Origin of the sequence: Streptomyces sp. NBC_00178, from assembly GCF_036206005.1 — a bacterium.
Classification (GTDB): domain Bacteria; phylum Actinomycetota; class Actinomycetes; order Streptomycetales; family Streptomycetaceae; genus Streptomyces.
In genome coordinates this window covers 6786783-6800724 of sequence record NZ_CP108143.1, presented here as the reverse complement: position 1 = coordinate 6800724, position 13942 = coordinate 6786783, and the positions used below count along the sequence as shown (strand labels likewise).

General features: G+C 71.2%; 13 protein-coding genes. 5 read left to right on the top strand and 8 right to left on the bottom strand.

Annotation, left to right across the window (positions count from 1 at the left end; all coding sequences use genetic code 11):
- Positions 1–168 precede the first annotated feature (168 nt).
- Entirely contained in the window at positions 169–1530 is a 1362-nt protein-coding gene (locus OHT61_RS29805; RefSeq protein ID WP_329042442.1) for an FAD-dependent oxidoreductase, read from the top strand.
- 136 nt (positions 1531–1666) lie between these two features.
- On the opposite strand, the gene helR is transcribed toward OHT61_RS29805, so the two are convergent.
- A complete protein-coding gene (helR, locus tag OHT61_RS29800; protein ID WP_329042440.1) occupies positions 1667–3814 on the bottom strand; it encodes an RNA polymerase recycling motor ATPase HelR in 2148 nt (715 codons plus the stop codon).
- 368 nt (positions 3815–4182) lie between these two features.
- Between helR and OHT61_RS29795 the strand changes: the two genes are divergently transcribed.
- The 3 genes from OHT61_RS29795 (at position 4183) to OHT61_RS29785 (ending at position 5677) form a co-directional block, all read left to right on the top strand.
- Positions 4183–4803 (top strand): L-threonylcarbamoyladenylate synthase, encoded by a 621-nt coding sequence (locus OHT61_RS29795; RefSeq protein WP_329042439.1) that lies wholly within the window; start codon positions 4183–4185, stop codon positions 4801–4803.
- Between the two features lie 107 nt (positions 4804–4910).
- Positions 4911–5102 carry a DUF6381 family protein gene (locus OHT61_RS29790; protein WP_329042437.1) on the top strand — a complete coding sequence of 64 codons (192 nt, stop codon included), beginning with the start codon at positions 4911–4913 and terminating at the stop codon, positions 5100–5102.
- A gap of 185 nt (positions 5103–5287) precedes the next feature.
- Positions 5288–5677, top strand: a complete 390-nt coding sequence (locus tag OHT61_RS29785; protein WP_329043434.1) for a DUF2267 domain-containing protein — start codon at positions 5288–5290, stop codon at positions 5675–5677.
- Between the two features lie 40 nt (positions 5678–5717).
- On the opposite strand, the gene OHT61_RS29780 is transcribed toward OHT61_RS29785, so the two are convergent.
- Together OHT61_RS29780 and OHT61_RS29775 are read right to left on the bottom strand one after the other, a co-directional pair.
- The gene (locus tag OHT61_RS29780; protein ID WP_329042436.1) at positions 5718–6728 is read right to left on the bottom strand and encodes an MsnO8 family LLM class oxidoreductase; all 1011 of its coding nucleotides are present in this window, start codon (positions 6726–6728) and stop codon (positions 5718–5720) included.
- A gap of 269 nt (positions 6729–6997) precedes the next feature.
- Positions 6998–7873: an endo alpha-1,4 polygalactosaminidase gene (locus OHT61_RS29775; RefSeq protein ID WP_329042435.1), complete on the bottom strand. Its 876-nt coding sequence runs from the start codon at positions 7871–7873 to the stop codon at positions 6998–7000.
- Positions 7874–8092: 219 nt separating this feature from the next.
- Between OHT61_RS29775 and OHT61_RS29770 the strand changes: the two genes are divergently transcribed.
- Positions 8093–8596, top strand: a complete 504-nt coding sequence (locus OHT61_RS29770; RefSeq protein ID WP_329042434.1) for a GNAT family N-acetyltransferase — start codon at positions 8093–8095, stop codon at positions 8594–8596.
- A gap of 127 nt (positions 8597–8723) precedes the next feature.
- Here the strand turns inward: OHT61_RS29770 and OHT61_RS29765 are convergent, their stop codons facing one another.
- Genes OHT61_RS29765 through OHT61_RS29745 form a run of 5 tightly spaced genes read right to left on the bottom strand, consistent with a single transcriptional unit; the run spans position 8724 to position 13736 of the window.
- On the bottom strand, positions 8724–9275 hold the full coding sequence (locus tag OHT61_RS29765) for a YciI family protein (protein WP_329042433.1): 552 nt from the start codon (positions 9273–9275) through the stop codon (positions 8724–8726).
- A 54-nt stretch (positions 9276–9329) separates the two neighbouring features.
- A complete protein-coding gene (gene manD, locus OHT61_RS29760) occupies positions 9330–10544 on the bottom strand; it encodes a D-mannonate dehydratase ManD (RefSeq protein WP_329042432.1) in 1215 nt (404 codons plus the stop codon).
- 38 nt (positions 10545–10582) lie between these two features.
- Positions 10583–11461: a carbohydrate ABC transporter permease gene (locus tag OHT61_RS29755; protein WP_329042431.1), complete on the bottom strand. Its 879-nt coding sequence runs from the start codon at positions 11459–11461 to the stop codon at positions 10583–10585.
- Entirely contained in the window at positions 11458–12417 is a 960-nt protein-coding gene (locus tag OHT61_RS29750; protein WP_329042430.1) for a carbohydrate ABC transporter permease, read from the bottom strand. Before OHT61_RS29750 ends, OHT61_RS29755 begins: the two co-directional genes overlap by 4 nt.
- On the bottom strand, positions 12417–13736 hold the full coding sequence (locus OHT61_RS29745) for an ABC transporter substrate-binding protein (protein WP_329042428.1): 1320 nt from the start codon (positions 13734–13736) through the stop codon (positions 12417–12419). Before OHT61_RS29745 ends, OHT61_RS29750 begins: the two co-directional genes overlap by 1 nt.
- Between the last annotated feature and the right edge of the window lie 206 nt (positions 13737–13942).

The following is a 13942-nucleotide window of genomic DNA, read 5'->3' as shown; positions in this document are numbered from 1 at the left end:
CAAAAATGAGTCCACTTCGTACGCCTACGTCCCTTTATTTCCTGGGAATACTCATGCCCCGCTCCAGGAGGGCTGGAGAACAGGGCATACCGTGGAGAGCAGCGGAGTAAGTCAACCCTTACCCCGCTGCTCTCTGCCCGCGACCGCCGCCCAAAGGAACATCACTCCATGACACGCCCCGTCCGCGTCGCCATCGTCGGAGCCGGTCCCGCCGGAATCTACGCTGCGGACGCGCTTCTCAAATCCGAGGTCGCCCAGGAGCCGGGCGTATCGATCGACCTCTTCGAACGCATGCCCGCCCCCTTCGGCCTGATCCGGTACGGAGTGGCCCCCGACCACCCGCGGATCAAGGGCATCGTCAAGGCGCTGCACCAGGTCCTGGACAAGCCGCAGCTGCGGCTGTTCGGCAACGTCGACTACCCCAACGACATCGGCCTGGACGACCTGCGGTCCTTCTACGATGCCGTGATCTTCTCCACCGGCGCCGACGCCGACCGCGCGCTCGACATACCGGGCATCGAGCTCGGCGGGTCCTACGGCGCCGCCGACTTCGTGGCCTGGTACGACGGCCACCCGGAGGTTCCGCGCACCTGGCCGCTGGAGGCCGAGAAGGTCGCCGTGCTCGGCGTCGGCAACGTCGCCCTGGACGTCGCGCGCATCCTCGCCAAGACGGCGGACGAACTGCTCCCGACCGAGATTCCCGCCAACGTGTACGACGGCCTCAAGGCGAACAAGGCCCTGGAGGTGCACGTCTTCGGACGACGCGGACCGGCCCAGGCGAAGTTCAGCCCGATGGAGCTGCGCGAGCTGGACCACTCCCCGAACATCGAGGTCATCGTCAACCCCGAGGACATCGACTACGACGACGGTTCGATCGCCACCCGCCGGGAGAACAAGCAGGCCAACATGGTGGCCTCCACCCTGGAGAACTGGGCGATCCGGGACGTCGGCGACCGCCCGCACAAGCTGTTCCTGCACTTCTTCGAGTCCCCCGTCGAGGTCCTGGGCGAGGACGGCAGCGTCGTCGGCCTGCGCACCGAGCGCACCGAGCTCGACGGCACGGGCAACGTCAAGGGCACCGGCCGCTTCACCGACTGGGACGTGCAGAGCGTCTACCGCGCGGTGGGCTACTACTCGGAGGAGCTCCCGAAGCTGCCCTTCGACGTGGTGTCCGGCACCGTCCCGCACGCCGCCGGACGTGTGCTGGCCGGCGGCGAGCCGATGTCCTCGGTGTACGTGACCGGCTGGATCAAGCGCGGTCCGATCGGCCTGATCGGGCACACCAAGGGTGACGCCAACGAGACGGTGGCCTGCCTGCTGGAGGACCACGCCGCCGGCCGCCTGCCCGCCCCCGTCCGGCCCGAGACCGACGCGGTCGCGGACTTCCTGGAGCAGCGCGGCGTGCGCTACACCACCAAGGAGGGCTGGCACCGCCTCGACGCCCACGAGCAGGCGCTCGGCGCCGAGCAGGGCCGTGAGCGCATCAAGGTGGTCGAGCGCGGGGCCATGCTGGACGCCTCGGGAGCCTGACCGGCCACTCCAAGGCCCGTGCCCCCGGAACTCCAGCCAGGAGTTCCGGGGGCACGGGCCTTCGTCCTGCCGGGCCGCGCGCAACAGCCGCTCGGCCGAACCGAGTTCGGGCGGGCGGACCCGCCCGCCCGGGACCTCAGGAACTCGTGAGGACGACGAGTTGGCGGGTGGCCCGGGTCATGGCCACGTAGCGGTCGACCGCTCCTCCGGTGCCCTCGCCGAACGCCTCGGGGTCGACGAGTACGACCAGGTCGAACTCGAGTCCCTTCGACAGTTCCGGCGTCAGCGACCGGACGCGGGACATCGGCCTGAAGGACGGGTCACCGATGACGCAGGCGGTGCCTTCGGTGTTGCCGGTCAGCCAGGCGTCGAGCAGCGCCCCCAGGTCGGCGACCGCCCCGTGGACGACCGGGAGCCCGCCGCTGCGGACCGACGTCGGCACGTTCGCGTCCGGGAGGACGGCCCGGACGACGGGCTCCGCCTCCCGCATGATCTCCCGCGGAGTCCGGTAGTTGATGCTCAGCGACGCCATGGTGATCCGGTCGAGCCCGATCCGTCCGAGCCGGTCCTGCCAGGTCTCCGTGAAACCGCGCCTGGCCTGGGCGCGGTCACCGACGATGGTGAAGCTCCGGGAGGGGCAGCGCAGCAGGAGCATCTGCCACTCGGCGTCGGTCAGTTCCTGTGCCTCGTCGACGACGATGTGCGCGAACGGGCCGGCGAGCGGGTCGGACTCGGCGCCGTACGGGACGGTTCCGTCGACGAGGGTGTCCTTCATGTCCTGCCCGTTCAGCATCGTCACCAGCCCCTCCCCGTCGTCGTCCGCTTCGAGCAGGGCGTCGACGACCTGGGCCATACGCTCCCTCTCGGCGTCCAGGGACGCCCTGTGCCGTCTGCCGCGCAGGGATGCCTCCGGGTCTCCTAGCCGCTGCCGCGCGGCGTCGAGGAGCGGCAGGTCGGACACCGTCCACGCCTGGGCGTCCGCCCTCTGCAACCGGCGTACCTCGTCGGGGGCGAGCCAGGGCGCACACGTGCGCAGATAGGCGGGCACCGACCACAGGTCGCCGACCAGCTCGGCCGCGTCGAGCAGCGGCCACGCGCGGTCGAAGGCCGCGGCCAGGTCCCTGTTCCGCTCCAGCGACCTCCGCAGCTGGTCCTGTGGCGCGTCGCCGTCGTGCTTGTCCGCCAGGATCGTGACGAGTTCCTCCCGGATCCGGTCGCGTGCCTCGTTGTGCGGGGCGCCCGGTCCCGCCGCGTCGAACGCCAGGGCCCAGTCGTCCGCGCTCAGCCAGATGTCCGACCAGTGGGTCCCGACCTCCATGCCCTCGGACGGAGGCTCCTCGTAGAACCGGACGGCCGCGTCGATCGCGTGCACGAGGTCCGCGGAGGACTTCAGCCGGGCCACCTCGGGATCGGGCTCGTCCGCCGCTGCCGCCCCCTCGGGCACGAGGTCCCGGAGGGTGCAGGTCCGTACGCCCTCCTCCCCCAGGCTCGGCAGGACGTCCGCCACGTATCCCAGGTAGGGCTGGTGCGGGCCGACGAACAGCAGGCCGCCGCTGCGGTGGCCGAGGCGGGGATCGGCGTGCAGGAGGTAGGCCGAGCGGTGCAGGGCGACGACCGTCTTCCCCGTGCCCGGGCCCCCGTCGACGACGAGCGCGCCGCGGGACCCCGTGCGGATGATGGCGTCCTGGTCGGCCTGGATGGTCCCGAGGACGTCCCGCATCCGCGCCGACCTGCTGCCGGCCAGGGTGGCGATGAAGGCGGACTGGTCGTCGAGTGCCGCATGCCCGGTGAGGCCGTCCGCCGTGAACACCTCGTCCCAGTAGTCGCTGATCCGCCCGCCGCTCCAGCGGTACCGGCGACGGCTCGCCAGTCCCATCGGGTTGGCGTGGGTGGCCCCGAAGAACGGCTCGGCGGCCGGTGAGCGCCAGTCGATGAGCAGCCGCCGCCCCGCATCGTCCTTGAGGCCGAGACGTCCGACGTAGACGGGTCCGGTCCCGTCCGCCGCGGCCATGTGTCCGAGGCAGAGGTCGAGACCGAACCGCCGCAGTGCGCGCAGGCGGGCGGTGAGCCGGTGGATCTCCGCGTCGCGGTCCATCGCCTGCCGTCCCGCACCGCCCGGCGCCCTCCGCTCGGCAGCGAGGCGGTCGGACAACTCGTCGATCGACTGCTCCAGACATTCCGCGATGGCGGCGAAGTGCTCTTCGTCGCCGGCGATCAGTTCGGGGCCGGCCTTCCGGGCAAGGCGCTGGGGAAGGTCGAACGCACTGGTGGTCACGGGGTTCACGTCGTTCTCTCCGATCCGAGGGGTCGCTCGTGAGGCATGCGAGCAGGGGCATCCGGACCGGCGCGGCCGCGATGCGGGGCAGACGGCCTCCTCGGCCCCCGAGGAGCCGCACGCCGACGACGAAAGACGCATTCACCACACCCGTTTCCGCAGGTTGCCGGGGATCGGCGGATGATTCTGCGGCATGGGGGGGGCCTTGCCGCAAGGCCCCCTGTGCGCTATAAGTTGAGAGTGGAAAGGAGTGGGTCCGCCTTCTTTCCCACGCCGTCCGCTCGGATCGGACGGCTCCCCCGGGTCCGGTGTATCCGACCACGACGTGCCCCTGCCGCAAGCGGAACGCGGGCGTCTGGAACCCGTAGACTCGTCGGATGGCGAAGTACTTCGATGTGCACCCCGAGAATCCCCAACGCCGCACCATCAACAGCGTGGCCGACAGCATCCGCTCCGGCGCCCTCGTCGCGTATCCGACCGACTCCTGCTACGCCCTGGGCTGTCAGCTCGGAAGCCGGGACGGGATCGGCCGCATCCGGTCCATCCGCAACCTCGACGACCGGCACCACTTCACGCTCGTGTGCCAGAACTTCGCACAGCTGGGGCAGTTCGTCCAGGTGGACAACGACGTCTTCCGCTCCATCAAGGCGGCGACGCCCGGTAGTTACACCTTCATCCTGCCGGCCACCAAAGAGGTGCCCCGGCAGTTGCTGCACCCCAAGAAGAAGACCGTCGGTGTCCGGATCCCCGATCACGCCGTGACCCAGGCACTCCTCGCCGAACTCGGCGAGCCGCTGCTGTCCAGCACCCTGCTCCTGCCCGACGAGGAGGAACCGCTGACGCAGGGCTGGGAGATCAAGGAGCGCCTCGACCACGTCGTGGACGTCGTGCTCGACTCCGGCGACTGCGGTACCGAACCCACCACCGTCATCGATTTCTCCTCAGGGGAACTGGAGATCGTGCGCCGCGGGGCCGGCGACCTCTCCCGCTTCGAGTAGCTCCTGCTCGGTCACTCCGCGTTTCCGGCGGTCCCGCTGAGATGCGCGCACCCCCGGGTGCCTGGTTCGGTGGAGGTGTCCCGCCCGCACACCGCCAGGGAGTGATCATGAGTGAGTCGGACGACCTTCGGGACCGTGCACGGCAGATGCACGACAAGGCGAAGGAACTCGAGAACGCGGCCGAGCAGACCCCGGACGCCGGTGAGCGTCAGCGCCTGCAGGAGAAGGCGCGGCGTCTCGAATCGCAGAGTGAGCAGATCAGCGACATGGCCAGTGGGGACATCTACCCCATCCAGTAGGACGGCGTGCCCCCTGTCGTCCCATCGCCGTGGACCCGACGGCCTCCCCGGTTGCCGACGGCGCCACAGCGTGCTAGTACCGGAATGAGGTGAGATGCGGTGGATACGCGGAGGGCGGGGCACGGGCTTCCCCTCCCCCGCCCCGCTCTCCGCCCGTGCTCCGCGAAGGGGGCCCGGTGACGTACATGAGATGGCAGGCGTTCCTGGAAGCCGTCCAGGAACGCGGGGCGTACCGCTCGGCGCGGGAGGCGGAGCGGGCGTCACGCGTGGTGCTTGCGCTGCTGGGCGCACACGTCGTCGGCGAGGAGCGCAACGAGCTGGCGGCGAAGTTGCCGGAGACCTTCGCGCTCATCCTGCTGAACCCGCTGCAGGCCGCGGAACCGCTCAGTTCCGAGCGCTTCGTGCGCGCCGCCGCCGCCTGGATCGACGGGGCCACCGAGCAGACGGCCGCCTGGGACACGAGCGCCGTGCTCAGCGTGGCAGGGGACGCCGCGGGCGAGGAACTCCTGGAGCGCCTGCTGCTGCAACTTCCGCCGGGCTACGACCTCCTGTTCGGCCACCCCGGCGGCGGGTGAGCGTCCCGACACGCCGGGCACGCTCGTCGGCCATCAGCCCTCACGCCCGCAGGCCCGCCAGCCGGGCGAGTCGGCGCATCGAGTCCACCAGGGCTTCGCGGTCGTACGTACTCGTCGTGACCAGCAGTTCGTCGGCGCCCGTCTCCTCGACGGCCCGCTCCAGACCCGCCGACACCGTCTCCTCCGTCCCCGCCAGGTGACCGCGCAGGCCCTCCTCGAACAGTCCGCGCTCCTTCTCCGTCATGGCCAGCGCGTCGATCCGCTCGGCCGGCAGCAACGGAGGGAAGGATCCCCTGGTCCGCGCGTGAGCCATGGACCAGGCCTCCGGCACCAGCAGCCTCCCGGCCTCCTCGTCCGTCCCCGCGACGGCGACGGTGCCGGACACGACCACGTACGGCGCGGAAGACCATGCGGAGGGCCGGAAACCACCGCGGTACCCGTCGACGGCGCGCATCAGCTTGTCGCGGTTCCTGAGGTCGCCCACCACGAGGGGCAGCCCGGCCGCTGCGGCGATCTCGGCGCCCTCGCCGATGGCCAGGACGAACGGGGGAACCCGCAGCCCCTCGGCGGGGTGGGCGTGGACCTGGGGGTGGGCCTGCTGGCTTCCGTCCATCCAGCCCAGCAACTCGGCCAGCCGGGCACCGAAGTCCCGCGCGTCCTCCTTGCCCCTTCCCAGGGCGCGGCGGATCCCGTCGGTGAATCCGACGGAACGTCCGAGCCCCATGTCGATCCGTCCCGGAAAGAGCGAGGCGAGCACCCCGAACTGCTCGGCGACGACGAACGGCTGGTGGTTCGGGAGCATCACCCCGCCGGTGCCCACCCGGATCGTGGTGGTGGCCGCGGCCACCGCGGCGGCGAGCACCGTCGGTGCCGAGCCGGCCACTCCGGGCACACTGTGGTGCTCGGAGACCCAGAACCGGTGGTAGCCGAGTTCCTCGGCCGTTCTGGCCAGTGCGACGGTGTCGCGCAGCGCCTCGGCGGCGTCGTACCCCTCGCGGGTGCGCGAGCGGTCGAGGACGGAGATCCGGATCGGTGCGAAGGCAGTACTCACTCCCGTGTCAACGCCTCAGGCGCCCCGGGATTCCCGTCCCGCCGCCGCTCAGGGGGCCGCCGGGCCTGGTCAGGGGGTTCCGGGCCGGTCCTCCCCCGCCGCCCGGCGTCGCCCTCGGCGTGAGGGCCGCGCGGTCCCTGCCGGCGGCCCGGGAGGCGAGCGATACGCAGGCCCTCGTGCGGCACCGCTCCCGCCTCGGCGGTGCGGACGACCCGCTGCTGCTCCGGGTCCGTGATCCCGGTGAGGGTGGTCCCCCTCCGATGGTGCGCTCAGCAGGAGCGGTAGACGTAACCCTTCTCGGTGGCCGGCAGGACGTCGAGGTCGCGGAGCACCAGGGAAACGCGGTCCTGCCAGGCCGAGCAGCTCTCGTCGAAGCCGATGTCGCCCTCACCTTCGTACTCGACGGCGAAGACACGGCCGTCGTACGCCTCGGCATAGGCGTCGCACTCGTCGAACTGGGCGCACTCCTCCGTCACCGCGAAGTCGAATCCGATGGCGGAGCTCCGCGGAAGCAGGTCCGTCGTGTTCTTCTGCCCGATGGCGAGACCGGACGCGTGCGCCCGCTCCGCCAGCATGGTGGCGAAGGCCGCGTTGTGACTTCGAGTCAGCTTCCCCTGGGAGCGTTCGTACGAGTCGAGGTTGTCGGGCTCCACGGCCTGGAAGCCGCTCTCCGCGCAACCGTCGATCCACGCGCCGACGATCTCCGCGAGTCTGGTCCGCTTGGCGGCCGTCGAGGTGTCGAGGAGTACCTCGCCCCAGCCTTCGTCGATCACCGGCTCACCGTCACCGTCCCGCAGGAGCAGGTCGGGGTCGGTCTTCTCCCACCGCTTCAGTTCGCCGGGCTGGGTCTGGAAGGCGTTGACGTAGCAGACGTTGTAGAGGCCGTCGGCGGGCTCGTCCTCGCGGTCGCGGGACACCGCCTCCACCCCGGACGGAGGCGCATAGCCGCCGCCGATCTGGTAGTCGAAGGCCATGCCGGCCGCCGGGCGCGCGACGACGGGGGACGCGGGCCGCTCGGACGCGGCGCCGTGGGCCCGGTCGTCCGTCGCCGCGCACCCGGTCTGCACGAGCGCGACGAGAACGCAGACGAGGCCCGCCGCCGCGCGGCGGCGGCCGGAAGACGGGGACAGGGCGGGGACGGTCACGCGAACTCCAGGGGTCGGGGCCCCGGAGGCGGATCTGGCGTGCTCCGGTACCGCTCCTGAGCCTTTCACGGCCTCGGGACGGTCCGCCGCCGAGGGGGGATGGGCGGGCCGTCCGTCGCCGTGGACCCGCGCGTCCGGGCTGTCACGTGATCACGATCCCGGCGGGGCCCCCGCTCCCCGGGCCGTGGTTCCCGCCGGCCCGTACGGCAGGGTGGACCCATGACCCCGTACGAGACGATGCCCTTCCACCTCGAGACCGAGCGCCTGGTTCTGCGGCCCTGGGACGAGTCGGACGCCGCCGACTTCTGCGGCCTCCTCTCCGAACGCGGCGACGGGACGCCGACGGTCGAGCACATCCGGACGGCGATCACGGAACTGCTCACGGCGACGGAGACCACCGGGATCGCCCTGCTGCCCGTACAGCGTCGCGCCGAGGGGGATTTCATCGGTTACTGCGGGCTGGTCATCGGCCGCTCCACCCTGGAGGAGCCCGAAATCGCGTACGAGTTGTTCCGGCACGCGCATGGGCGTGGCTACGCCACCGAGGCGGCCGCCGCGGTGCTCGATGCCGCTGTGGCGACCGGGCGGAAGCGGCTCTGGTCGACCGTCGGAGCGTGGAACACGCCGTCGCTCCGCGTCCTGGAGAAGCTCGGCTTCGAGCGGGACCGTGTGTCCACGGAGGCGAACGGCGAAGTCGTCTGGCTCACCCGGGCGTTGACGTGACAGGGGACCTCGCCGTGTGAACCACGGGCGCGGCGCGGGTGGTTGACCGGCGCGAGCACGCCGAGCGGTCGCAGGACCGACGCCACCCGCGCCGCCCACCTGCCCGCCACTCGGCGTCGCCACCCGGTCAGGACGGGCGCCCGCCTGCCCGCCAGCCGTGCACCTCGACGGCGGCGTACCGCTCCGGTGTGAGGACGGCGCGCGCCGCGTCCGGGTCCGGCGCCCGGACCAGAGCCGCCGTGCCCAGCCAGGTGCCGCCGTCGTCGGACAGCAGGGGCCCGTAGGCGATCAGCCCCTCGCGGTCGGACGGAAGCGCGAGATCGGCGGCCGGGCCCGCGCCGAAGCCGAGCACGAGGTACCGGTTGCCGTCGTCCCGGCCGCCGGGGAAGTCCCCCATGGTGCGCCCCAGTGTGTTCCGCCATCGTCGCAGCATCACGTCGCGGTGGACGCCGGCCTGGTGGTTCGGCTCGTCGAAGGCGAACGCGCGGGCGGCGGCCGGATCGGGCAGGTCGACGAGGTGCACGCTGCCGGTGGGTGTCTCACCGTCGGCTGCGAGGGTCGGGCCCCTGGCGATCATCTCCTTCGCAAAGCGGTCCATGTAGGACCAGTGTTCTTCGACGAGTTCGAGGCGCCGCGGCAGGGAACCCGGCCGGTCACGGTGGTAGCAGAAGAACTCCATGACCGTAGGATCCCTCTGACGCGGCATCCGGGTCGACGGGGTTTCCGCAGCCGCTCACCAGTCGTGCACCGTCCCGTCCTGGAGCCGGTTGACCGGGAGGTACGCCGCTTCGTAGGGGTGCGCGGCCGCGAGCTCCTCGTCGAGTTCCACACCGATGCCGGGCGCCTGGCCGGGGTGGAGGTGGCCGTCGGTGAAGGTGTAGGCGTGGCGGAACACCTCATCGGTGAGCGGGGTGTGGCCCGAGTACTCCTGGATGCCGAAGTTGTGCACGGCCAGGTCGAGATGCACGGCGGCGGCCATGCCCACCGGTGAGATGTCCTCCGGCCCGTGGACGGCGCTCTTGATCTGGTACTGCGCGGCGAAGTCGAAGAGCTTGCGCAGCGGGCTGACACCGCCGAAGTGCGTGACCGCGGACCGCACGTAGTCGATCAGCTGCTCGGTGATGAGGGTCTGGTAGTCGTACACCGTGTTGAAGACCTCGCCGATGGCGAGCGGTGTGGTGGTGTGCCGGCGGACGACGCGCAGCGCCTCCTGGTTCTCGGCGGGCGTGCAGTCCTCCAGCCAGAAGAGGCGGTACGGTTCCAGGTCCTTGCCGAGCCGGGCGGCCTGGAGCGGGGTGAGCCGGTGGTGTGCGTCGTGCAGAAGGGGAAGCTCGGGGCCGAACTCGGCGCGCACCGCCTCGAACACGGTCGGCGTGTGGCGGAGGTAGGCCTCGGTGTCCCAGTCCTCCACCAGCGGCCGGGCCTGCTGGTGGAGGACCGGTGAGCCGTGGTCGTCCGTGCTCGACACGCCGTAGACCGCCTTCAGGCCGGGAATCCCGGACTGGACGCGCACTGCCGGGTATCCCTCGGCGAGGCGGGCCCGCACCGAGTCGAGGAGTTCCGGTATGTCGCGGCCGTTGGCGTGCCCGTAGGTGGCCACGCGGTCGCGGCTGGCGCCGCCGAGCAACTGGTAGAGCGGGAGCCCCGCGGCCTTCGCCTTGATGTCCCACAGGGCGACGTCGACCGCGGCGATCGCCGCCATCGTCACCGGTCCGCGCCGCCAGTAGGCGCCCCGGTAGAGCGACTGCCAGGTGTCCTCGACGCGATGCGGGTCGAGGCCCGCGAGGAGGGGGACGACGTGGTCCTGGAGGTAGCTGACCACCGCGAGTTCGCGGCCGTTCAGCGTGGCGTCACCGAGGCCGGTGAGACCTTCGTCGGTCGTCAGCTTGAGGGTGACGAAGTTGCGGCCGGGGTTGGTGACCAGGACCTGCGCGTCGACGATCTTCATGGAGACACTTTCTTGCTAGTGCGGCGATGGCGGGCCGTTCAGCCCTTGGTGGCGCCCGACGTGAGGCCCGCCACCAGGTACTTCTGTCCGAGGACGGCGGCCAGGACGACGGGGAGGGTGATGAGCGTCGTGGCGGCCATCAGGCCGCCCCAGTCGGTGCTCGCGTACGAGATGTAGTTGAAGAGGGTCACCGGGACCGTCTGCGTGCGGTCGTCGGCGAAGATCAGCGCGAACATGAAGTTGTTCCAGCTGAAGACGAAGGCGAGGAGCGACGCGGTCGCGGTCCCGGGGGCGGCAAGGGGCAGCGCGATGCGTCGGAAGGCACCGAAGGCGCTCAGTCCGTCGGTCCGCGCGGCTTCCTCCAGTTCGACGGGCAGCCCCGCGAAGAAACTGATCATGATCCACATGATGAGCGGCACGGAGACGAACATCTGGCTCAGGATCAGCACGGTGTAGGAGCCGACCAGCCCCATCTGCGCGAACAGGTAGTACCAGGGGACGAGCAGCGATACGGCCGGCACGATGCGCGCGACGAGGATGAGCGATCCCGTCCGGTGCATGGTGAACCGTCCCACCGCCCAGGCGGCAGGTACGGCGATGAGGGCCGCCAGGACTGTGGAGACGGCCCCGACCAGCAGGGAGTTGCCCATCGACCGCAGGATCTGGCCGGCTTCGAGGACGCTGCGGAAGTTCTCCAGGGTGGGGCGGAACCATAGGCCGACGGTCGGGTCGGTCACCTGCACGTTCGTCTTGAACGCGGCGGCGGCCATCCACACCAGGGGCAGCGCGAACACGACGGTCACGACCGTGATGGCCGCGCCCCGGAGCCACGACCGGACCGCTCGCCGGCGCACGCGGGCGGGGACGGGCGCCGCCGGCCGTGCGGTGAGGGGCGCGGGGGTGACGGTGGCGCTCATGCGGTCTTCCTTCCGCCCCGGCGGCGCAGCAGCACCACGACGCCGACGATGAACAGGGTGAACAGGACCAGGACCGCGGCGGCCGAACCGTACTCCTGGTAGTCGAAGGTCAGCCCGTAGGCGTAGACGTTGAGGGTCTCCACCTCGAAGTCCGAGCCGCCCCCCGGGCCCTTGGTCGCGTAGAGGATGTCGAAGGTCTTGAGCGCGTCGACGGCCCGCAGCACCAGGGCGGTGGCGAGGGCCGGACCGAGCATCGGCAGGACGACGTGCCGGAAGCGCTGCCAGCCGTTCGCGCCGTCGACGCGGGCGGCCTCCTCCGGCTCCTCGGGCAGCGTGGTGAGCCCGGCGAGCAGCAGCAGGGTCATCATGGGCGTCCACTGCCACACGTCGATGAGCATGAGCGTGGGCAGCGACTGGCCGACCGAGCCGAGGAACTCCTGCCTCGGCAGCCCGATGCCGGCGAGGAGGTGGTTGGCGATGCCGTTGGTCGGGTCGAGGATCAGCAGCCAGAGGATGCCGATCGCCACCGGGGTGGTGAGCAGCGGGATGATCAGGACCGTACGCACCCATCGCATGCCCCGGAACGGCTTGCGCATGAGCATGGCCAGGGCGAGGCCGAGCGCCGTCTCCAGGAGCACGGCGCCGAGCGTGAAGACCACCGTGCGCCGCGCGGCGGGCCAGAACCTCCGGGTGTCGCCCAGCGCGTCGGCGAAGTTGCGGAGACCGACGTGCTTCTTCTCCGCGTTCACCGCGCCGAAGGCGTCGGTCAGGCTGAGGTCGATCGTGTAGGCGAGCGGGAAGACGATCATCAGGCCGACGAAGAGCAGCGCGGGGGTGAGCATGGTCCACTTCAGCCGCCGGTTGGCCTGTTCGAACGTGCGGGTTCGCCTCTCGCGGGCGGGACCGGCGCCGGGTGCGGCGGCGGGACGGGCCCGGGAGACCTCTGTGGCGGACATCAGGACTCCTTGTGGCGGTTGTCGCGGACGAGGAAATCGGCGAACTCCGCGTCGGCGTCCCGCGCGACGGGCCGTACGTCGTCGCCGAGGATGCCCGCGACGAGCGGGCGCCCGACGATGTCCCGGGCCCTGCCGACCTGCAGGACGCGGGGCCTGTCGTGGCCCACGCCGCGCGCGGCGTTGAGGCGCATGGCCTCGGCGAGATCGGGCGGGAAGGACGCGAGGGAGTCCGGGTCGGACCACACCGAGGAACGGGCGCCCGGTATCCCGTCCTTCTGGAGGGCGGCGGTCATCTCGGGGCCGGCCGCCCACCTGATGAACTCCCAGGCGTCGTCGCGCAGGAGGGAGTAGGTGCTGATCCCCAGGCTCCAGGACGGGATGTTGTGCGGCCTGGCGCCGGCCGGTCCGGCCGGGAAGGGGGCGAAGCCGACGGTCTCGCGGACCGCCGAGACCTCGGGGTCGAGGAAGCTGCTGTAGATCGCGTCGGCGTCGACGTAGAGCGCGGCCTTTCCCTGCGCGAAGATCGGCATGGCCTGTTCGAGGCTCATGTTGGTGGCGCCCGGCGGTCCGGTCGTGGCCAGGAGCCGGCCGTAGTACTCGTAGGCGGCGAGGGCCTCCGGGGTCCCGATGCCCGACCTGCCGCGCACGACGAAGTCGCCGCCGTGCGAGTAGAGGAAGCTCGACCACTGGGACACGGCGCCGCTGCGCTGCCCCCGGCCGACGAACCCGTAGAAGCCCTTCTTCGCGTCGGCGAGCTCCCGGGCGGTCGACATCAGCGCCTCGAGGGTGCGTGGCGGGCCGCCGAAGTCCTCCAACAGGTCCTTGCGGTAGTACAGCGCGGGGCGCTCGGTCACGACCGGGACGCTGAGGACCTTGCCGGCCGTCACGGATGCCTCGCGCGGGGCCTTCTGGAAGTCCGGCCAGGCGAACGCGTCGTCCTGGGCGACGCGGTCGCTCAGGTCGGCCAGCCAGCCGTTGTGGGCGAAGAGCAGTTGCTCCTGCAGCGCCCTGACCATCATGACGTCCACGTCGGTGCCCGACGCGTTGAGCTTCACGTTGTAACTGCTCGCCAGTTGGTCGGCGGTGAGCAGCGTCATGGAGACGCGTCGCCCGATGCGCTCCTCGAACTCCTTCGTCCGCCGGCGGATCGCCTGGGACCAGACGTGGTTGATCGCCATGATCCGCAACGGTGTGCCGGCCGGGGGCGTCCCGCCCCGGCTCGTGCACGCACCGAGCGCCCCCGTCCCGGCGGCTCCCGCGACTGCCGCCGCCAGCCTGCCGAAGGAGCGCCGGCTGAGGAGCTGACTGCTCGTGGACATCGCCGTCCTCGTCTCTCTGCGCTGTCGTCCGTGGTGCCCGCCCCGCGGGTGTGCTGTCCGCCGCGAGGCGTTTGCTACTGGTTCAACTGGTAGGACCAGTTGAACCAGAGGGACGTTAACAGGAGAGGACCGCGCCGACCAGCCCTTCGGCCTGCCGGATCTGCGGACGACCGCGCGGAGGCGTCCGGCCGTGCGGCCCGCGACCC

Coding starts and splice junctions, on each gene's coding strand:
- OHT61_RS29805 (WP_329042442.1), top strand. CDS start 169: ATGACACGCCCCGTCCGCGTCGCCATCGTCGGAGCCGGTCCCGCCGGA.
- OHT61_RS29795 (WP_329042439.1), top strand. CDS start 4,183: ATGGCGAAGTACTTCGATGTGCACCCCGAGAATCCCCAACGCCGCACC.
- OHT61_RS29790 (WP_329042437.1), top strand. CDS start 4,911: ATGAGTGAGTCGGACGACCTTCGGGACCGTGCACGGCAGATGCACGAC.
- OHT61_RS29785 (WP_329043434.1), top strand. CDS start 5,288: ATGAGATGGCAGGCGTTCCTGGAAGCCGTCCAGGAACGCGGGGCGTAC.
- OHT61_RS29770 (WP_329042434.1), top strand. CDS start 8,093: ATGACCCCGTACGAGACGATGCCCTTCCACCTCGAGACCGAGCGCCTG.
- OHT61_RS29765 (WP_329042433.1), bottom strand. CDS start 9,275: ATGGAGTTCTTCTGCTACCACCGTGACCGGCCGGGTTCCCTGCCGCGG.
- manD (WP_329042432.1), bottom strand. CDS start 10,544: ATGAAGATCGTCGACGCGCAGGTCCTGGTCACCAACCCCGGCCGCAAC.
- OHT61_RS29755 (WP_329042431.1), bottom strand. CDS start 11,461: ATGAGCGCCACCGTCACCCCCGCGCCCCTCACCGCACGGCCGGCGGCG.
- OHT61_RS29750 (WP_329042430.1), bottom strand. CDS start 12,417: ATGTCCGCCACAGAGGTCTCCCGGGCCCGTCCCGCCGCCGCACCCGGC.
- OHT61_RS29745 (WP_329042428.1), bottom strand. CDS start 13,736: ATGTCCACGAGCAGTCAGCTCCTCAGCCGGCGCTCCTTCGGCAGGCTG.